This is a genomic window from Bacteroides caecicola, from assembly GCF_023337095.1.
GTDB classification, from domain to species: Bacteria; Bacteroidota; Bacteroidia; order Bacteroidales; family Bacteroidaceae; genus Phocaeicola; species Phocaeicola gallinarum.
The window spans coordinates 93,239-112,949 of record NZ_JAMBLM010000007.1 but is presented as its reverse complement, the minus strand read 5'-3'; the positions used below and the strand labels follow the sequence as shown (position 1 = coordinate 112,949).

The following is a 19,711-nucleotide window of genomic DNA, read 5'->3' as shown; positions in this document are numbered from 1 at the left end:
CTTATGTCATTCTATCATTTATTACGTTTGATAATACGCGGCTGGTGGCACGACAGACTGTTTACCGTGGTTTCGTGGGGCAGTTTGGTTATCGGTATCCTGTGTGCGTCATTGCTCGGAACTTTTGTGTTGCATGAGTATAACATCCATGCCGATATACCCGACGGAAATCGTATTTTGCGCCTTACCCAATCTGTTTCGATGGGAAAGAAGGCGGAATCATCTTTTATTTACGGACCGGATGTGCCGCGGATTGTTGCCGCGTTTCCGGAAATAGAAACCGCTCTGCGCACGAGGGTAAGAGACAATGTACAGGCTGTTTACCGAAATGAAAGTCTTCCGATAGGCAAATTCGTGCAGGCCGATTCTACTTTTCTGATGTTTTTTCCCTTAGAGACCGTTGCAGGCAATCTGCATGAGACGCTGATACGTACCGATGCTTTGGCTTTGGAAGAAGCCACGGCAGTCCGGATATTCGGCTCAACTGATTGCGTAGGAGAGGTATTGAAGATAACGGCAGACGGAAATGCCTCTTTGATGGTGGTTGGTGCAGTGTTCCGCAACCCGTATCGGGGGATGCTGCCGGTCAATATGTTGGGCGGATTTGCAGATGCGTCTTTCGGCGAATCCTGTTTCATCAAGCTCCGTGAGGGGACAGATGTGGCTGCGTTCCGCCGCAAGTTTTCTGAAACTTCTCTCCCTACGGTGTTGGGTGAGGGACATTTGGGTACGCTGACTTTGCAGGAATCTTATTTTGATACCGATTTGCAGGATTTCGTATTGCTTCACCGCTCGTCTGTTGTGCTTGCTATGGGAGGAATCATCGCCTTGCTTGTGCTGTTGGTAGCTTGTTTCAACTACATCAATTTGGGACTTGCCCGCTTGCTGAGGCAGGTTCACACCCTCCATATTGAAATATTTGCCGGAGCGTCGAGGAAAGACATTTACAGACGCCTGTTTTGGGATACTTGTCTGTTGATTGGCTTTGCTTTTCTCTGTGCGTTCCTGCTGATGAACGATGTGTTACCTCTGTTTAACCGGTTAATGGCAGCCCACCTGACGATGGAATACCTGCTTTCTGCCCGTGTGTTGCCGTGGCTGCTGTCAGGCGGTGTGATACTTGCCGTTGTTCCGTCTGTTTATATCAGTGGCAGGTTGCAGTCGCTTACCGAAAGCGATTACCGCTTGTTCTATCGGGGAAAGATGCGCAGGCTGATGGTATCGTGCTTCCAAGTGGGACAACTTGTGGTTACGATGGCTTTGCTGTCTGTTTTCTTTATTATCCATAACCAACTGGATTTGGTGGAGAAAGACAATAAGCGGTTTGAGAATGTCATTGACGTGTTTGCCGAAAAAAGTTGGGGAGCGCCTGTCTCTTCATGGATGGACAAAGTAAGCGCCTGTCAGGAGGTAGAGGCTGTAACCTTGTCGGAAACCGGTCTGTTTGAGGAGTCGATGGCTGTGGTAGGAGAGTCTGGTAAGCCGGAAGATTTGGTTTGGATGGATATAGTAAGAGGTTCTAAAAGCCTGTTGGACTTTTACCGGATGGAGCTTGTTGACTCTGCTGAGACAGCCCGATTGCTCCCTACCGTTCCGCATCCGGTGATTGTCAATGAAACATTCATAAAACAGTTTGTTCCAGAGTCAGACAATCCGGTAGGCAAGCCTGTTTCCCACTATATTCCCGATGACTCCGATATGGAAGGGAAAACCATCGTAGGCGTGATTCGTGATTTCCGCAAGCGTTCGCTCGGAGAATCGGTATGGCCTTTGCTGATGCAGGTAGAAGATGTGGCGGGCAGCGATTACCAGACGCTTTCCATCCGCGTAAAAGAAGGAGAGACAGCCCGATTCCTGAAACGTTTGGAGCAGATTTGGACAGAGAACTATCCGGAACAGCCTTTCTTGTATCTGGATATCGGCATGATTCTGAAAGAGACCAATAAGGATGTGTTTATGCTGTCCGATATGCTGACTTTCTATGTCATAGTCAGCCTGCTGATGACCTTTTTCGGATTATATAGTTTGGTGCGTTACACCATACGTCTGCGTTTGCGCGAGATAGCGTTACGCAAAATTCATGGGGCTACATCCGGACATCTGCTGAAACTTTTACTGAGCCCCTATCTTATCTGTCTGGTAGCGGCATTCGTAATAACGGTTCCTAGCGTATATGCCTTTATGTTGTTTTGGCTGGAACAATTCGCATACAGCGTGCCTATCTCGGCGATGGACTTTGTATTGCCCTTGTTGGTTACGTCAGGCATTACCCTGCTGACTGTTGTGGAAAATGTGTATAAAGCGGTGAAAATGAATCCGTCAGAGGTCATTAAGATAGAATAGGGGATAATGCCTTGCCGATTGCTGCGGAAACCCGTAGGCAAGCCTTTGCAGCCCTATGATATCCCCCGAAAAACGCTTCGGTTAGAAATTTTATTTTAAGCCGAACAGTCTCCCTGTTCTATTCGGAAGACTGTTCGGCTTATCGGGTAGTATTTTCAGTCATCAAATTAATCAGAAAACAACCTGTTCGGGCAATGTGCTCTCGATACGTTTTTCGATGCTGTCGGGCACTTTCGGGAAGAAATCCAGTCCGGTTTCTTCTTCCACCTTATCCACTGTAACCATGTAATTTTTCAGGTCTTGATGGTTAGCCTTGTTCTCGAAGAGGAATCCCATAGCCATCGGATTCTTTCGGTTATATACAAGCACTACTTTAAAGAAGCGGTCGGGCACAGCCACGCGACTTTCTCCGATACGCTTAGGCGATTTAGAATCGTAGATTGGTCCGCACGCAATGTAGATAGTACCGTATTTGTCTGCCCATTTGCGGCATGACTCCTCCAAATCTCCCCAGTCGTCACGGTTCAACTTCCGGTTTTGCGGGCAAATGTTGCTCATGTAAAACGATTCTTTCATTGCCTGCTTGCTCCACTTCATATCGGCAGCCGGAGCCATGTGTCCGCGGTCGTATCCCGAATTGGTATAATCGGAAGTCACCACGCGCGGTTCCGGCAGTTCGGGGTCGGGGAGGAACTTGTTGGTACGTCCTTCATCGCCCTCCGTTTCTTTGCGAGTCAACTCCCATGCCACCCAGTTGGGCGTCTTATAGAAATTGTTGTATGATACTGTATATCCCAAGTGCTTGATTACGATTTCCTCCCGTTCTTTGATGGTTTTGGGGATTTCCAAGTTCAGGGATAAGCCCGTATCCGTTTCGGCATCCTTAGCCTCTACGCTTGCTTTCGCTTTCGTCTTGTTAGCGATAGCCTGAATCCTTTCGGGCGTGAATATCTGTTCTGCATTCTGATAGAGGTAGAGTACCCCCACGGTAAGGACAATCAGCAGGATGAATCCCCTCATTCCGCCCGTCGATTTCTTTTGTTTCCGTCGTGCCGTCATAATCAGATCAGTTTAAATCGCATACGGAAAATCCCGTCCTTATAGTCGGAACTGATAATCTTGAACGTCCCGATTTCGGCGGTATTGGCTACGTGCAACCCGATACACAAACATTCATCGTAATCGCCCACTTTGACCACCCGCACCGTATCGGAAGCGCCTTCAGGCAATCGCTTCATGTCGAAACGTTCGGATGCCTCTTGCTGAGTGATAAATTCGGTAGTCACGTCCAAGTGTCGGGCTATGGTATCATTGACTGTCGCCTCAATGCGCTCGATGTCTGCGTCTGTCGGAGCTTGCGGTAGCGCAAAATCCAGTTTGCTTTTCTTGCGCTCAATGTGAGCCGATACGGCACGCCCGCACCCGAAAAGGTTTACCATCGTGCGGTTTACGATATGCTCACACGTGTGCATGGGCGGATATTCTTGCTTGTTATGCTGGTTCAGTTGAATTTCTTGTTCCACGATACGTATTTCATTAAGTTATTCAGAATGACACCTGCCTTTGCAGGAAAGAACGCAGGCAGGTGTTCAGGGTAATTACAGTACTTTCATCAGGATTTCTTTGGCTGTTTTGCCGTCTATTAATCCGTCCTCGCCGAAATGTACGTCACGCTCGGTAAAGCGTCGCTCTATCTCATCGACAATTTCCATGCCTATATGTTCTTCTCCCAAGCGGGTGGTAAGACCTAACGAGCGGAAGAAATCCTCCGTCCGGCGGATGGTTTCATCGATACGTTCGTCATGCGTACCCTCGGTTACGCCGAATACACGTTCACCCATCTGTATGATTTTGTCTCCCTTTTCTTTACGCAAAACCTGCATAGTGCCCGGAAGCACAATGGCAAGCGTATGTCCGTGCGTCAATCCGGCGAGAGCCGTCAGCTCATGTCCTATCATGTGAGTAGACCAGTCTTGCGATACTCCCATGGCGATGAATCCGTTCAGTGCCATCGTAGCCGACATCATAAAGTCTGCCATCAGTTGATAATCTTCCTTATTCTCACGGATTTTCGGGGCGATTTCTACCAACGTCTGCAAAATACTTTCCGCCCAGCGGTCCATCAGCCGCGATTCTCCGGTCTTGGTGAGGTACTGTTCGATAACGTGAACAAACGTGTCGGCAATACCGCAGGCTATCTGGTGAGCCGGAAGCGTAAACGTTACCTGCGGGTCGAGGATAGAAAATACCGGGAAATTGGCATAGAAAGGATATTTCTCTTTCGTTTCGTGGCAAGAGATAACCGCGCCGTTGTTCATCTCTGAGCCTGTGGCGGGAAGCGTAAGCACGGTAGCCAGCGGAACAGTGAGTGCAGACGAACCTTTTTTCACCAAATCCCATGCATCCCCCTCGTACAGCAGTCCTGCGGAAATCAACTTCGTGCCGTCGATTACCGAACCTCCGCCCACTGCCAGAAGGAAGTCTACTTTTTCTTCCTTGCCCAGCGCGATGGCTTTGCGCAAAGTTTCGATGGCAGGATTAGGCTCGATGCCCCAGAACTCAACCGTCCGGAAGTCTTTCAGTGCTGCTTTGACTTGGTCATAAACGCCGTTTTTCTTCACACTTCCTCCGCCGAAGGTTATCATTACTTTTTTACTGGCAGGTATTTCTTTTCCCAGTTCGGCAATAGTGCCGCGACCCATGATTAATTTAGTGGGGTTTTGAAAGCTGAAATTATTCATCATAATCGTAAATGTTTATTCCGAAGCAAATTTAGGGAAATTTTTGAATACCGTGAGCAATTACTGTTGTTTCATTGTTTATCTTTGTCAGGAGAGGTAAGAAAGAGAAAATTACCTACAAATAGTGATTGTAAAATTTGTGACATTTCCCTTATTTTGTACTCGTAAAAAATGAAGAATTCGATACTTATGTGTAAAAATACCCGAACTTATAAGCCTACCGACAAGATGAGCGACCTTATCTGTGAAAATTACGCACTGCTGCAAGTCTTGAGTCGCTTTGGCGTATCGTTGGGTTTTGGTGACAAGTCTGTGCAGGAAGTTTGCGAAATGAATGGCGTAGACTGTAGTACATTTCTTATTGTGGTTAATTTCTTGGTCGAAGGAAATAACCTTATCCAAGATCATCCCGAAGGACTTTCCGTTCCGGCTTTGATGAGCTACCTGAAGCAAGCCCATCATTATTTCTTGGATTTTCAGTTGCCTACCATCCGACGGAAGTTGATTGAAGCAATCGACTGTTCTACCGAAAACAAGGTAGCCTTTCTGATTATCCAGTTTTTCGATGCCTACGTTCACGAGGTGCGTAAGCACATGGAATACGAAAACGAGAAAGTGTTTACGTACGTCGACCAACTGTTACGCGGAGAGCATCCTACCGAGTATAACATCGGCGTGTTTGCCCGTCATCACGACCAGATAAATGCAAAGCTCACCGAACTGAAGAATATTATCATCAAATATTATCCGGCGGGTGCCGACAATCAGTTGCTGAACGCCACGCTGTTTGATATATTTAGCTGTGAAGAAGATTTAGACTCGCATAACCGGGTAGAGGATTACTTGTTTGTGCCTGCCATTATGGAATTGGAAAAAGAAATAAAATGAAATCGCAGGAAACCATACATGTAGCCATAGCCGAAACGTCGTTGATAATCCGGGGAGGACTGGCCGTGGCATTGAAACGTTTGCCCGAACTGAATGTCCAGACCGTCGAAATTACATCGAAGGAAGGAATTTTACATTGCATGGAGGCGCATCAGCCCGATATACTGATTATCAATCCGCTGTTCGAAGGCTGGTTTGATGCGGAAGATTTTAAGGCGCAATATCCCCATTCGGAAATGAAATTAGTGTCGCTGATATCCACGGTAGTCGACGCCAACCAGTTGAAAGGCTATGATGAAAGCATCAATCTGTTCGACGACATCGACTCTTTGGAACATAAGATAGCCTCATTGATGAACGTCGATAACGAAGAGGATAATGACCAGAACTCGTTAAGCCAACGTGAAAAAGAAATCGTGGGCTGCATCGTGAAAGGAATGACGAATAAAGAAATAGCAGAAAAGCTTTTCATCTCGGTACATACCGTGATAACCCACCGGCGTAACATTACGCGCAAGTTACAGATACATTCTGCCGCAGGTCTTACTATTTATGCGATAGTAAATAAGCTGGTAGAACTGAATGAGGTGAAGCTAAATGAGTAAATACCAAGATTTAGGTATTGCGCAATACGCCCGAACCCCTTAACTTTGCAGTGTTAGTCATATAGAAATTACGTAAACCACAAAAAGTAAAAGAAGTTAGTTATTAGTTGGGTACGCCTTGCGAAGTGATTCGCGAGGCGTACGCATGTTTATCCGTTAGTTTTTTATTTTCATCCCATAGAAATACGCCGTAAAACGCTACCCGTAGCGTTGCCTGTTTCTAACGGTAGGACTTACCAATTCATGCGGTAAGACCGGGCAGTCCTACCGCATGTGTTTCTCCGCCTTTTCGCAGGCATTTTAAAAGCAAATTTTTTCCGTTTTTGATTTTAATGCCTACTTTTGTGCTACCGCATGTAATGTAAACCGAATTTAAACAAAAAAGCACATGAAACATTTATTCTTTATTCTACTATTATCCTGCTGCATCGGGTGTTGGGCAGCGCAAGAAATAACCATTATTCCGAAACCCCTCCGCCTCACCGTAGAGCAAGGTAAATTCTTGCTTCGCCCCCAAACGGTTATCAGTTACGAAAAAGAACTGTATCCGCAGGCAGCATACTTGCAAGAGGTCATCGCCGGATCTACCGGTTGGGACTTGAAATTGCAGGAAGGTACTGCTGAGGGAAGTGCCATTCATCTGGAGACGGCCGATAAGATACGCTGTGCCGAAGGTTATGAACTGACGGTACAGCCCTCCGGAGTACGGATAACGGGGGCAGACGCGGGCGGCGTGTTTTACGGAATCCAAACCCTGTTACAACTGTTCCCGTCAGAAATATACAGTCCTTTCCGCCAGAAAAACATCGTTTGGGAAGCTCCCTCAGTGAGTGTTTATGATGCTCCCTCCCATCCGTGGCGCGGGATGATGCTCGACGTGGCACGCTATTTCTTCGATAAAGATTTTGTAAAGAAATACATTGACATGATGGCGATGTATAAGATGAATAAGTTCCAATTCCACCTGATAGACGATTCCGGCTGGCGGTTGGAGATTAAGAAATATCCGAAACTAACCGAAGTAGGGGCGTGGGCTGGTAAAGACCAGAACCGTTTGGGCGGATATTATACACAAGAAGACATCAAAGAGATTATAGAATATGCCAAAGTAAGAAACGTGGAAGTCATTCCTGAAATAGAGTTTCCTGCCCACATGCTTTCGGCAGTGGCGGCTTACCCGTGGCTGAGCTGCAAGGGCGAACCGCGCGAAGTACCCACCCAGCACTTCATCAGTCGCGATTTGATTTGCGTGGGAAAAGAATCTTCTTTCCGCTTCCTGCAAGATGTGTTAGACGAAATGGTGGCGCTTTTCCCTTCTCACTACATAAACATCGGAGGCGATGAGGCGGTTTACGATAATTGGGAGAAGTGTCCCAAATGTCAAGCCGTAATGAAAGAAAACGGACTGAAAGAGGCTTCACAGCTGCAAGGCTATCTGACTAACCGTGTGCTTCAGATGATGAAAGCAAAAGAGCGTACGGTAATCGGTTGGGAAGAAATCATCAAGCGCGGCGATTTGGACGGGCAGGTGGTTGCACTGATTTGGCACAATGAAAAAGACACTGTGATGGCGGTGGAAAAGAATCACTTGGCTATTCTTACGCCTGCCACCCATGCGTATCTCGACTTTCCGGAAGGTAAAACTCCGGGAGAAGTGAAAGCTGCTACGTGGATGCCTCCTATTTCGATAGAGAAAAGCTATTCGCTGGCAGCCAAAGACTATTCGGAGGGGTCGCATGTACTGGGAGTGCAAGGCTGTATGTGGTCCGACCAGTTTATCCACGGAACCATTCTGCAAGAGATTGTGCCGATTAACGAAAACCGCTCAGAGAATTATGTGGAATACTTCACCTTCCCAAGAATGTTGGCTCTGTCGGAAGTTGGTTGGACGAAAGAAGCCAATAGGGACTACGGTGATTTTGCGCATCGCCTGACTTACCATTACGCGCGTTTAGACCGGAAGGGGTGTAACTATCGCGTCCCCGAACCGTTTATAGCGTCGATGAAAGAAACGCCTGAAGGTGTTACATTCACGCTGTCGGAAAGCGTGAAAGGAGCTTCCATCCGTTATACTACCGATGGCAGTTATCCCACCATACATTCTCCGCTTTATACATCACCGGTAACCGTTGATACAAAGAATAATTTCCACGCCATAACGGTAGTCTCTAACCGTCATTATTCGTTACCCATACATTTTGCATATAATTATGAAGACTATAAGCAGTACGGCGAGTTTGCAGCAGAATGGAAACCGGCGCTTGTATCTGTTGAGAAACCAGCTCCGTGGAAAGTAGACGTAACCGGAAAGATTTCGGGAAATGGAACTTACGAAGTTACTTTTGTTCAAACAGAAGGTAACCACGGTTTGGAGGTGAGCGGCATTAATGTATTCAAACGTGACGAACGGTTAGTGCATATTGCTCAGACGCAGACGGTAAAGAAATCGCAGGTAGCTGCCTTCCGTTTTAAAATCGATTCGTTTGAGGCAGGTACTCCATTTTATTTAGACGTGCAAATGGCAGGCGTAGGAGGTACTAACACAAATGGTGCGGTATTTATTAGAAAGATATCCGAAGAATGATGTCAAAGGATATTTAAAGAAGCGAAACAAGTTTTCATACAGTAAGAAAGCAAATCCCGCTATGCCGGGGTTTGCTTTCTTTGTAAATGAATGTCTCAACCAATAGTTTTCTTATCGTCCATAGCCAGTTCTTTAGCTATGTGTTTGGCTTGTACTTCCGCCAGTTGCTCACGGGTAAGTCGTTGTTTCCTGTTTTGCGCCGATGCTGCGCCGATGAAAGCTGTAAATGAAATAACGAACAGCAATAATCTGATGATATGTTTCATATTTCTTTTTTTATTCGTTTATGAATACGTCTTCTTGATAGACTTCAAGCAGATAGGTCTGGTCCTCATGACTGAGGTTGGCGAAAGCCTGTTCCACTTGAAGAATTGCTTTATGTTGATAATGAACTTATTATGAATTTTATCCGGCTTGTTCCGGAGGCTGAAAAACGCTTGCGGTAGAACAGGTTAACGCTATGGGAAGAAATGGTCAACACATCCGCATGGGATGAGTGACGCTAACGGTAGCGTTTTATGTTGTAAAATAGGGCATCTCAGAAAGCCTTCTGAAAAAAGTGTATTATATGTGATTTGGGTAGATTTTGCTTTGATTTGGGTAATTTCTTTTCAAAATAAAATCCCGAACTTTGCAATGTGTAATAATAATAAAATAGAGAACCGTAATGAATAATAAGTCTTTTCTTTTAACATTTATAACTGTAGCAATGTTTTCCGGCGGTGCGTCGTGGGCACAAAGTGATACAACCCGCATTACCCGTAACTTTTCGCTTGACGAAGTGGTGGTTACCGGTACACGAAATGAAACAGACGTGCGCCATTTGTCACAAACGGTATCTGTGGTCGATCGCCTGACGATTGAAAACAGTATGCAACCGTCGCTTTTGCCTGTGCTGACCGAACAAGTACCGGGGCTTTTCGTAACCGAACGCGGCGTGATGGGGTACGGTGTTTCCGATGGAGCTGCCGGAGGTATTTCTTTGCGCGGACTGAGTGGGGGAAGTGCCCGGCTGATGGTGCTGATAGACGGGCATCCGCAGTATGCCGGTATTTTCGGACATCCCATTTCGGATGCCTACCAGTCGCTGTTGGCTGACCGGGTTGAAGTCTTGCGTGGACCCGCTTCCGTTCTTTACGGTTCTAATGCGATGGGAGGCGTTATTAATATTGTAACCCGTAAGATGCACGAAGACGGGGTGCGTACCAATCTTCACGCGGGTTATGGTTCGTATAACACGTTGGAGACAGAGCTGACTAACCGTATTCGCAAAGGGCGTTTCAATAGCGTAGTGAGCGGTTCGTATAATCGTACAGACGGACACCGCGCCGACATGGGGTTTGAACAGTATGGCGGTTATGCCAAGTTGGGTTACGACATGACAGATAACTGGAATATGTATGCCGATGTGAACGTGACGCACTTTAATGCCTCTTACCCCGGACCGGTATCGGCACCGTTGGTAGACGGTGACCAGCGCATCACGCGCGGGGTGACTTCTTTTTCACTCAATAATAAATACGAGAAAACTTCCGGTGCGCTGAGTTTCTTCTACAACTGGGGAAACCACTGGATTAACGACGGCTATACGCCCAGTGCAGGCGAAACATCGCAGGACGGACGTTTCAATTCACGCGATAACATGATGGGGGTATCGCTCTATCAAAGCACACAGTTTTTTGAGGGAAACCGTATAACGTTAGGTTTCGACTGGTTTCGTTATGGCGGTAAGGCTTGGACGGACTATGTGGCAGGAGAGAACGCAGGAACACGCAATGACTTGGTGGATAAGCATGAAGACGAAGTAGCCGGATATGTAGATATCCGTCAGGACATCGGACGCTGGCTGACGCTGAACGCCGGACTGCGTGTCGATCATCATTCGCGCGTGGGCACGGAATGGGTTCCGCAGGCAGGGCTTGCTTTCCATTTGCCACACGCCTTTGAACTGAAAGCATCAGCAACAAAAGGTTTCCGTTACCCCATCTTGCGTGAAATGTATATGTTTCCACCACAAAATCCTGACCTCAAACCGGAGTCTATGTGGAATTATGAAGTATCTTTGTCGCAGACGCTCCTGAACGGACGTTTAAGTTACGGGATAAACCTGTTTTATATTGATGGTAAAAATCTGATCGTAACATTACCTAATCCGAACGGAACGGGGATGCTTAATCAGAATACCGGCACGATAGACAATACCGGTGTAGAGCTTCAGGCGGCTTACCGCATCAATCAAAAATGGTCGGTGGATGGAAATTACAGCTATTTACACATGGAGAACCCTGTAATAGCCGCACCTGAACATAAGTTGTATGCCGGAGCAAGTTTTAGCAAAGGACGTTGGAACGTGGCTTCCGGACTGCAATACATAGCCGGATTGTATACAGCAGTGGGCGATAATCCTCAAACGGAAAATTTTGTCCTTTGGAATTTGCGCGGTTCTTTCCGTGCTGCCAAGTGGTTGGATATTTGGGTGCGTGGAGAAAACCTGCTGGCACAAAAATACGAAATCAATGCCGGCTATCCGATGCCGAGAGCAACAGTAATGGGAGGTATAAATGTCACTATTTAAAAATAATGTACAATGAAAACAACAGTAAGACTTTATGATTTAGGCTATGCCGAAGTTAGAACTTATTTGGCTGCCGTATTGTTCATCGTTGGTAATGTAGCTCTGCCGCAACTTTTTCATCTGATTCCGCAAGGGGGTGTAACGTGGCTGCCTATTTATTTCTTCACCCTTGTAGGGGCTTACAAGTACGGTTGGAAAGTGGGACTTCTGACAGCAGTCTTTTCACCGGTAGTCAATTCTTTGATGTTCGGTATGCCTGCATGGGGAACACTTCCCGCCATCGCTCTTAAATCTGTATTGTTGGCTCTTGCAGCCGGATATGCAGCCCGCAGATGGCAGAAGGTATCTTTACCGCTTGTGCTGGCTGTGGTATTGTTTTATCAGTTTTTCGGAACGTTAGGCGAGTGGATGATGCAAGGCAGTTTCTATAATGCCATTCAGGATTTTAGAATAGGCATTCCGGGGATGTTGTTGCAAATTTTCGGCGGTTATTTGTTCGTAAAATACCTGATACGCAGATAACGATGTTTGAAAGACGGATGCAATTATTTAAGTAAATCCGTACGTTTCCTGCAATTATCTCACAGATTTTATGTAAGTTTGCCGACGAAATAGATATATAAAGAAGAGATAATAACAGATGATTACAGTATCAAACGTAGCCGTACAGTTCGGTAAAAGAGTGTTGTATAACGATGTGAACATGAAGTTCACCAATGGTAATATTTATGGTATAATTGGTGCGAACGGAGCTGGAAAGTCAACTTTTCTGAAAGTAATTTCCGGAGAATTGGAACCTACAAAAGGAAGTGTTACTTTAGGTCCGGGCGAGCGGCTTTCGGTATTGAGCCAAGACCACTTTAAGTTTGATGCTCATACGGTACTCGATACCGTATTGATGGGACATACCGTTTTATGGAACATCATGAAAGAGCGTGAACAACTTTATGCCAAAGAAGACTTTACTGATGAAGACGGCATTCGCGCAGCGGAGCTTGAAGAAAAGTTTGCAGAACTGGAAGGATGGAATGCAGAAAGCGATGCGGCTATCCTGCTAGGAGGCTTGGGAATTAAAGAAGACAAACATCAGATGTTGATGGGCGATTTGAGCGGTAAAGAAAAGGTGCGTGTGATGTTGGCTCAGGCGTTGTTCGGAAATCCCGATAACTTATTGCTCGATGAGCCTACCAACGACCTCGATATGGATACTGTAACATGGTTGGAAGAATATCTTTCAAACTTCGAGCATACAGTGCTTGTGGTGAGCCATGACCGACATTTCCTTGACTCGGTTTGTACGCATACGGTGGATATTGATTTTGGTAAAGTCAATCTCTTTGCCGGAAACTACAGCTTCTGGTACGAATCGAGCCAGCTTGCTCTTCGTCAGCAGCAGAACCAGCGTGCGAAAGCCGAAGAAAAGCGCAAGGAGCTGGAAGAGTTTATCCGTCGTTTCTCTGCCAATGTAGCTAAGTCGAAACAAACTACCAGCCGCAAGAAGATGTTGGAAAAACTGAACGTCGACGAAATCAAACCGTCTTCTCGCAAATATCCGGGTATTATATTTACTCCGGAACGTGAACCGGGAAATCAGATATTGGAAGTATCGGGATTGCGTGCCGAAACAGAAGACGGGGTTGTATTGTTCAACGATGTGAACTTCAACGTAGAAAAAGGCGACAAGATTGTATTCCTGAGCCGTGACCCGCGTGCCATGACTGCTCTGTTCGAGATAATCAACGGTAACCGCAAGCCTCAGGCTGGACATTATAATTGGGGCGTAACGATAACTACGGCTTATTTGCCGCTCGATAACTCCGATTACTTTAACTGCGACCTTAATCTGGTAGACTGGTTGAGTCAGTACGGCGAAGGAAATGAGGTTTATATGAAAGGATTCCTCGGCCGTATGCTTTTCTCAGGCGAAGAGGTGTTGAAAAAAGTAAACGTACTTTCCGGAGGAGAGAAGATGAGATGTATGATAGCGCGTATGCAGTTGCGTAACGCCAACTGTCTGATATTGGATACGCCTACCAATCACCTTGATTTGGAATCAATTCAGGCTTTCAATAATAATCTGAAGATTTATAAGGGGAATATACTCTTCTCGTCTCACGACCATGAGTTTATCGAAACGGTAGCAAACCGTATTATTGAGCTTACTCCGAATGGCATTATCGACAAGATGATGGAATATGATGAATACATTACGTCCGACCACATTAAAGAGATGCGGGCACGGATGTATGGTGATAATTAAACATATAGCAAAAGCGACACAAACTTACGGCTGTATATTGGCGGTGGTTTGTGTCGCTTTATTTTTTTAATTGTCCGCTAACTTTATTCTATGGAAAACGCAAAACCTATGCTTAAACGCGAACACATCGTGTGGTTAGACGTTGTTCGTTTCGTGGCAATGTTTACGGTAGTATGTTGTCATTCTGCCGATCCGTTTAACTTTTATCCGGGAGAACCTCCCGCTAACATCGACGACATCAAGTTTTGGGGAGCAGCTTACGGCGCATTCCTGCGTCCTTGCGTCCCGCTTTTCGTAATGATAACAGGCGCATTGTTGCTTCCTGTTAAAGGAGATACTTCGGCATTTTACAAGAAGCGTATTAGCCGTGTGTTTTTTCCTTTTCTTATTTGGTCGGTTATTTACAATCTGTTTCCGTGGGTAACAGGTTTGTTGGGACTTTCTCCGCAAGTCATTCTCGATTGTTTCCCTTATTCGGGCGAAGAAGTCATGCGCCGTTCGTTGGGAGTTTCGATGGAGTACATCTCGCAGATACCTTTTAACTTCTCGTTGCTTGATGTACACATGTGGTATATTTACTTGCTGATAGGCATGTATCTGTATATGCCCATATTTTCTGCGTGGGTGGAGAAAGCAAGCCGCCGGGCAAAGCTCTGGTTTCTTGTGGCGTGGGGTGTGACGTTGTTCGTACCTTACTACCGTGCGTTTGTCGACCCTTATATCTGGGGTGCATGTTCATGGAACGAGTTTTATATGTTATATAGTTTTGCCGGCTTTAACGGCTATTTGTTACTGGGGCACTATTTGCGTAATCAGCAATGGAGCTGGGGCAAAACGTTAGGCTGGGGGATTCCGATGTTCGTAGTCGGTTATCTGGTGACGTTCTTCGGCTTTCGCCGTATGACGGCTGCTCCCGACTGTACCCCCGAAGAGTTGGAACTGTTTTTCTATTATTGCTCTCCCAACGTGGTGATGATGACGATTCCTTTCTTCATGATAGCCAAGAAAGTGCAAGTAAAGAGCGAAACCGTGCGGAAGGCATTGGCTAACCTCACTGTCTGCGGATTCGGTGTTTATATGATACATTACTTCTTTACCGGTCCTTGTGTGATGTTGGCACGCGCTTGCAGTGTTCCGGTTTCACTCCAAATCCCGTTTGCGGCAGTAGTCGCGTTCTTTGTGTCATGGATATTGGTCATCCTGCTTCGCAAACTCTTCGGAAAGTACGCCAAGTACGTGGTAGGTTGATTAAGCCGGGAGACTTTAACTTCATGCCCTGAATCCGATTCGTCTGCGGGGCATTATTTTTATCGTTGCTTTGGGTTGCAGAGTTCCGATAGCCTGTTCGATGTCACTGCGCTCGATGGTGCGGTAAAGCCCGGCGTCGCCGGAAGGCTGTTGCATGACGCGCTGTGCCATAGCCGGCAAGATGCCTGACGCAATGAATTGATTTATCCAGCGTGCATTAGAAAAACAACGGTCTTTGGCGGCTAATGTTTGGGCTACGGTTTCGCGCAACAGTTGTTCCGCTTCGTCTGATAATAGGTAATCGTTCCGTTTAAAGAATCGGGCAGCTATCTGCATCAGCTCATCGGCAGAATAATCTTCAAAGTGAAGCCGGTAAGAGAATCGTCCCTTTAGTCCGGGATTGGATTGCAACATTCGTTCCATTTCGTCTTCATATCCAGCCAGTACGATTATCATGTCGGGATGAGGCTCGGCAAGTACGGGGAGCAGTCCCTCTATGATACGGTTGCCATAATCGCGGTGGTCGTCCGAATCTGTATATAGATTATAAGCCTCGTCGATAAAGAGTACGTTACCCCGTGCGCGTTCCAACAGCTTGTTTACCTTCTCTTCCGTCTGACCGATGTAAGTTCCTACCAGTTCGTTGCGTCCGGTGGTAATGACTTCGCCTTTCGACAGGATGCCCAGTGCGTGGAATACCTTCCCCAGCAGTTGTGCCACGGTAGTTTTCCCCGTTCCGGGATTTCCCGTAAAAATAAAGTGGTAAGCACCGTGCGCTTCGGCAGGAAGTCCCAGCCGGCTGCGGTGTTCGTTAAAACGTATCCGGCAGAAAATGGCAGAGAGTGTATCTTTCAACGATTGGAGGCCTACCATTTCGTTTAGTCGGTTCATGCTTTCAGCGAATGACTGTTCGATGTCGGTACAGTTTCCGTGAAAAGCATATTCTTTTCGGTTGGCTAACCATGCATCCAGCGATATGTCTGCTGCGCTTAATACCCCCAAGTTGTTTTGCTTTATTTCCTTACCGTTTATGAAATGCGTATAAATGCGCTGCCTGAGCTGTTTTACCATTCCTTGCATGACGAAACACCGCATCTCCTTTTGTGTCCATGTGTTGATGTTGTCAATATGGCGGTAAACCTGCAACGCCAGCCGGTTTTCGGCTTCGGAATCCAACGAGATACCTGCTTCACCTAATTGGTCTTGCATGAGGTGTACCACTTCGGCTGCCGAGGGAAGCCCGATTTGGATGCGGTATTCCGGACAGACATACTGCTCTAAGGTGGGGGAGATGGCGAATAGGCGTTTGATTTCATCCGCAGTGCCGCAAAGAGTCAGTGCCCAGTACACACCGGTTTCTTTTACGGCACTCTCTAAGGCAGCCAAACATCCGGCTCCTTTTTCGGAGCAGAGGATTCCGATGTTGTACAGCGTAAAAGCAACTTCCTTGCGCGATTCCAACAGGCTTTCCGGTGCCTCGTCCTTCACCCATTGGGCACAGTCTGTTTGTTTATATTCGCTTATCTGGTATCCCGACAGTTTGGGAAGGCAGAAAGCTACTTGCTTGGCGCGAAAAGTAGTCAGTGAGCTGATGCTCACGTAAGGATTTACTTTCAGTGCCGCCAACTGTTGATTTTCGCAAAACCGGTTGTATTCGCTTATGCGCAACAGGTTGGTCAGGTAAGGAGTCAACCGGGCGAGACCGATACATTTATGTAATAACTCCGGCGTGTTGCCGTCCGTTGCCCGATTATTTTTGGCAACATGATAAGCGACATCCTGAGCAGAAAGAGGACGACACGTGCAGGGGGTAACCGTTTTACCCTGATAGCTGAAATCGATGGCGGCAAACGGTTCGCGGTTATACATCAGGATAGCCGTATAGCGTCCCGCCATCCAGATTTTGCTCCAGCGGAAACAAAAATGCCGTGTCGTTTGGGAGCATTTACGAGGGGTGACCAGCCGTTTGTCGCAAGCTACAAACTCCCAGTCTTCGGTATAACAAATGGCGGTCAGTTCGTGCATTTCCCGGATAGGGTGAGCCAGTTGGAGCTGCAATCGCAACGCTCCCGAAGTATAACCCTGCGTCCGGCATTCATCTTGCGGGCGGACGGCTTTCGCTGTTTCAACGGCAGGAAGTGTCGACTTGTCTCTGCTTTTCAGGATAAAGAACGGAAGAAACAATCGTCCGTCCTGCCATTCAAGTGTCAGGTCGTTATCCTCTAAAGCCGCATCAAACAGTAAAAAATAAGCTCCTGCATCCAATGGCTGTGTCAGTGGCGGAAACTTGGCTTCAAAGTAATATCCGGTTTGCATCGCTTCGGTAACCGTCAGCACGGGCAACTCTTCTCCTACACGGTAAATGTGGAATGTTACCTCGTAAGTAGCGTTTAAGTCATCCCCGCAGTCGGTTTCGTCCATTCGGATAGAGAGTCTGCAATCATTGTCAGCATCCGAAACGATAAACATCCGTTCTTCATGTTCGCTTCCCGAAAAAGACTGCTCGCCTGATTCTAATTTAAATCCTGAAAAACGGATGGTGGGATTACTGTTGCAGCAGGCAGGAATAAGGTAAGAATAACCTTTGTAAGTAAAAGAATCATGGTTTGTTGTCATAGCTTCAAATGTTTTAGGTGAATAAAAAAGCATTCCGAACGGAATGCGTACTAATGAGCGATGCGTCATCAAGACTCATCGGGGCAGAAAAGATGCCCGGCTTTCCGGCTGCCATGATTCATAAGGTCACACTAAACCCATGAATTGCCGGGGCTGTTCAATGATTCAAAGAACATCGTGCAATGTAAAAAAAGAGTAGGGCGGAACAGCCTATATTCCTCCTTCACGCATTGCATGTAGATTCTTTGAATTATGAACGAAGCTATGATTCATATATATAATTATTGTGTTGCCATTCCTACGGCGGTCAATGTTGCAAATATAAATGGTTGGTTTGGATTGTGCAAATTTTGTGTATAAAAATTGATAATAAAAATACCTTGAGTCGCATCAAGCCCCTCTTCAAACGCTACGAATAGAACCTCCTTACTTATGCGGTAGTGTAAGGGAAAACTACCGCATGAGTAAGGACATTCTACCGCATGAATTTTTTTCGATGAACAGCTAAATGGAATTGTTTGATTATAAACTGTTTATCCAATTTGCGATATCTGAAAGCACTTCGGGCGAACATGTTTCCTCTATCTTGTAATAATCCAGCGCATTGTTAAGTTTACAATGCTGGAACAGATGGTTCAGTTCCGGATATTCTTTAAAGAAGTTTTTCTCGTTTTTGCTTTTCAATAATCCTTTAATGACGGTCAGGTTGCTCGTGGGCAGCACTTGCATGTCGTGGCTGCCGTTGATAGCCATTACGGGGATGGTTATTTTTGCGATGGCGGTGGTAGGGTCGTAATTCAGAAAGTAATCCAACCATGCGTTTTTAGGCTTCGCAGCAATTTCTTCCCTAACCTGTTCCACTGTGCGGTTTGCAGGCATTCCGTTGATACGCAAGATGGCATTCTGCTGTTCGGCAATCAGCGTATCTCCTTTGATGGCAGACCCTGCCATGCTGACTATGAAGTCGGCTTCCTTGTCTGCTCCTATCATGAAAGCTATCATGCCTCCCTCGCTGTGTCCCAATATTCCTACTTTCCCGAACTTCTTGCTGCTTCTGAGCCATGCCAGTCCCGCTTTTGCATCGTTGGCAAAGTCGGCAGAAGTACAAGCCGACGGGTTTCCGGTAGATTTTCCTACCCCTCGGTCATCGTAACGTAACGAAGCGATACCCTGTTTGGCAAGGTAATCGGCGATAACCAGAAACGGTTTGTGCTCAAACAGTTCCTCGTTGCGGTTTTGTGCACCGCTGCCTGTCACCATTAAAACTACGGGTACCTGTTTCCCTTCGGTATATTCCGTGGGGTAAGTCAAAGTACCGGCTAATGTCGCATTGTCGGCAGCGTTAGTAAATGTTACTTCTTCCGTTTTATAATCGAAAGGTTCTTTAGGTTCTTGGGGGCGGTTGGCTTTTTTAGCTTCGCCCGATATCAGGTTAAGCGGTAAAGTCATTCCGTTTTGTTTGAAAGTGCCTTTCAGCGTATCGTTTTCCAATGTAGCGGAGTATGCAAGGTTTATGGCGGGGATTTCTAAGCTGACGGAACTTTTGGTCAGTTGCGACAGGTTAACCGGAATATTGCGTGCGCCTTGCTCCGGAATGTCCATCTTGCAAGAGTTCTTTCCGTCATCCGTTTTGCCGAAATGGAAAATGATTTCCAGTTGTTGTCGTCCGGCATTTAATTTACCGTGCCATGTCCCGGTAATTTCTTGTGCATACGATATGGTCGGATACATTAAAGCGACAAGTATCCATAGTAAAGTGTTTTTCATAGAAAGTATGTAATTATAGTTTGTTTGATAGCAGTATATTGCGAATATACGGAAAAAATATGAAATCTGTAATTCTTTCTTCTA

14 protein-coding genes are annotated in these 19,711 nt (G+C 46.4%); 8 read left to right on the top strand and 6 right to left on the bottom strand.

What is annotated here, in order from left to right; genetic code table 11:
• The first annotated feature begins 3 nt into the window (after positions 1 to 3).
• Positions 4 to 2,343: an ABC transporter permease gene (locus tag M3085_RS08685; RefSeq protein ID WP_249052816.1), complete on the top strand. Its 2,340-nt coding sequence runs from the start codon at positions 4 to 6 to the stop codon at positions 2,341 to 2,343.
• 171 nt (positions 2,344 to 2,514) lie between these two features.
• Here the strand turns inward: M3085_RS08685 and M3085_RS08680 are convergent, their stop codons facing one another.
• The 3 genes from M3085_RS08680 to M3085_RS08670 form a co-directional block, all read right to left on the bottom strand.
• Positions 2,515 to 3,402: a DNA/RNA non-specific endonuclease gene (locus M3085_RS08680; RefSeq protein ID WP_249052815.1), complete on the bottom strand. Its 888-nt coding sequence runs from the start codon at positions 3,400 to 3,402 to the stop codon at positions 2,515 to 2,517.
• Positions 3,403 to 3,404: 2 nt separating this feature from the next.
• Positions 3,405 to 3,866 (bottom strand): hypothetical protein, encoded by a 462-nt coding sequence (locus M3085_RS08675; protein WP_249052814.1) that lies wholly within the window; start codon positions 3,864 to 3,866, stop codon positions 3,405 to 3,407.
• A 75-nt stretch (positions 3,867 to 3,941) separates the two neighbouring features.
• Positions 3,942 to 5,084 carry an iron-containing alcohol dehydrogenase gene (locus M3085_RS08670; protein WP_249052858.1) on the bottom strand — a complete coding sequence of 381 codons (1,143 nt, stop codon included), beginning with the start codon at positions 5,082 to 5,084 and terminating at the stop codon, positions 3,942 to 3,944.
• Positions 5,085 to 5,273: 189 nt separating this feature from the next.
• On the opposite strand from M3085_RS08670, the gene M3085_RS08665 reads away from it, so the two are divergent.
• The 3 genes from M3085_RS08665 (at position 5,274) to M3085_RS08655 (ending at position 9,161) form a co-directional block, all read left to right on the top strand.
• Positions 5,274 to 5,972, top strand: a complete 699-nt coding sequence (locus tag M3085_RS08665) for a hemerythrin domain-containing protein (RefSeq protein ID WP_191709827.1) — start codon at positions 5,274 to 5,276, stop codon at positions 5,970 to 5,972.
• Positions 5,969 to 6,577, top strand: a complete 609-nt coding sequence (locus tag M3085_RS08660) for a response regulator transcription factor (protein ID WP_178256833.1) — start codon at positions 5,969 to 5,971, stop codon at positions 6,575 to 6,577. Before M3085_RS08665 ends, M3085_RS08660 begins: the two co-directional genes overlap by 4 nt.
• Positions 6,578 to 6,965: 388 nt before the next feature.
• Positions 6,966 to 9,161: a beta-N-acetylhexosaminidase gene (locus tag M3085_RS08655; RefSeq protein WP_249052813.1), complete on the top strand. Its 2,196-nt coding sequence runs from the start codon at positions 6,966 to 6,968 to the stop codon at positions 9,159 to 9,161.
• 95 nt (positions 9,162 to 9,256) lie between these two features.
• Here the strand turns inward: M3085_RS08655 and M3085_RS08650 are convergent, their stop codons facing one another.
• A complete protein-coding gene (locus M3085_RS08650) occupies positions 9,257 to 9,427 on the bottom strand; it encodes a hypothetical protein (RefSeq protein ID WP_249052812.1) in 171 nt (56 codons plus the stop codon).
• Between the two features lie 443 nt (positions 9,428 to 9,870).
• On the opposite strand from M3085_RS08650, the gene M3085_RS08645 reads away from it, so the two are divergent.
• The 4 genes from M3085_RS08645 to M3085_RS08630 all read left to right on the top strand — a co-directional run bounded on the left by M3085_RS08645 (position 9,871) and on the right by M3085_RS08630 (position 15,244).
• Entirely contained in the window at positions 9,871 to 11,736 is a 1,866-nt protein-coding gene (locus M3085_RS08645) for a TonB-dependent receptor (protein ID WP_249052857.1), read from the top strand.
• A 12-nt stretch (positions 11,737 to 11,748) separates the two neighbouring features.
• Positions 11,749 to 12,258, top strand: coding sequence for an ECF transporter S component (locus M3085_RS08640; protein ID WP_178256829.1), 510 nt, complete (start codon positions 11,749 to 11,751; stop codon positions 12,256 to 12,258).
• A gap of 118 nt (positions 12,259 to 12,376) precedes the next feature.
• Positions 12,377 to 13,996: an ABC-F family ATP-binding cassette domain-containing protein gene (locus tag M3085_RS08635; protein ID WP_178256348.1), complete on the top strand. Its 1,620-nt coding sequence runs from the start codon at positions 12,377 to 12,379 to the stop codon at positions 13,994 to 13,996.
• 90 nt (positions 13,997 to 14,086) lie between these two features.
• Positions 14,087 to 15,244: an acyltransferase gene (locus M3085_RS08630; protein WP_410554474.1), complete on the top strand. Its 1,158-nt coding sequence runs from the start codon at positions 14,087 to 14,089 to the stop codon at positions 15,242 to 15,244.
• Between the two features lie 21 nt (positions 15,245 to 15,265).
• On the opposite strand, the gene M3085_RS08625 is transcribed toward M3085_RS08630, so the two are convergent.
• Complete coding sequence (locus M3085_RS08625; protein WP_249052810.1) at positions 15,266 to 17,860, bottom strand: AAA family ATPase; 2,595 nt, start codon at positions 17,858 to 17,860, stop codon at positions 15,266 to 15,268.
• Positions 17,861 to 18,382: 522 nt separating this feature from the next.
• Positions 18,383 to 19,627 (bottom strand): alpha/beta hydrolase family protein, encoded by a 1,245-nt coding sequence (locus M3085_RS08620; protein WP_249052809.1) that lies wholly within the window; start codon positions 19,625 to 19,627, stop codon positions 18,383 to 18,385.
• Positions 19,628 to 19,711: the final 84 nt, after the last annotated feature.

Excerpts from the sequence above, each read along its gene's own strand:
- M3085_RS08685 (WP_249052816.1), top strand. The coding sequence starts at position 4 with ATGTCATTCTATCATTTATTACGTTTGATAATACGCGGCTGGTGGCAC.
- M3085_RS08680 (WP_249052815.1), bottom strand. The coding sequence starts at position 3,402 with ATGACGGCACGACGGAAACAAAAGAAATCGACGGGCGGAATGAGGGGA.
- M3085_RS08670 (WP_249052858.1), bottom strand. The coding sequence starts at position 5,084 with ATGAATAATTTCAGCTTTCAAAACCCCACTAAATTAATCATGGGTCGC.
- M3085_RS08665 (WP_191709827.1), top strand. The coding sequence starts at position 5,274 with ATGTGTAAAAATACCCGAACTTATAAGCCTACCGACAAGATGAGCGAC.
- M3085_RS08660 (WP_178256833.1), top strand. The coding sequence starts at position 5,969 with ATGAAATCGCAGGAAACCATACATGTAGCCATAGCCGAAACGTCGTTG.
- M3085_RS08655 (WP_249052813.1), top strand. The coding sequence starts at position 6,966 with ATGAAACATTTATTCTTTATTCTACTATTATCCTGCTGCATCGGGTGT.
- M3085_RS08650 (WP_249052812.1), bottom strand. The coding sequence starts at position 9,427 with ATGAAACATATCATCAGATTATTGCTGTTCGTTATTTCATTTACAGCT.
- M3085_RS08645 (WP_249052857.1), top strand. The coding sequence starts at position 9,871 with ATGTTTTCCGGCGGTGCGTCGTGGGCACAAAGTGATACAACCCGCATT.
- M3085_RS08640 (WP_178256829.1), top strand. The coding sequence starts at position 11,749 with ATGAAAACAACAGTAAGACTTTATGATTTAGGCTATGCCGAAGTTAGA.
- M3085_RS08635 (WP_178256348.1), top strand. The coding sequence starts at position 12,377 with ATGATTACAGTATCAAACGTAGCCGTACAGTTCGGTAAAAGAGTGTTG.
- M3085_RS08630 (WP_410554474.1), top strand. The coding sequence starts at position 14,087 with ATGGAAAACGCAAAACCTATGCTTAAACGCGAACACATCGTGTGGTTA.
- M3085_RS08625 (WP_249052810.1), bottom strand. The coding sequence starts at position 17,860 with ATGACAACAAACCATGATTCTTTTACTTACAAAGGTTATTCTTACCTT.
- M3085_RS08620 (WP_249052809.1), bottom strand. The coding sequence starts at position 19,627 with ATGAAAAACACTTTACTATGGATACTTGTCGCTTTAATGTATCCGACC.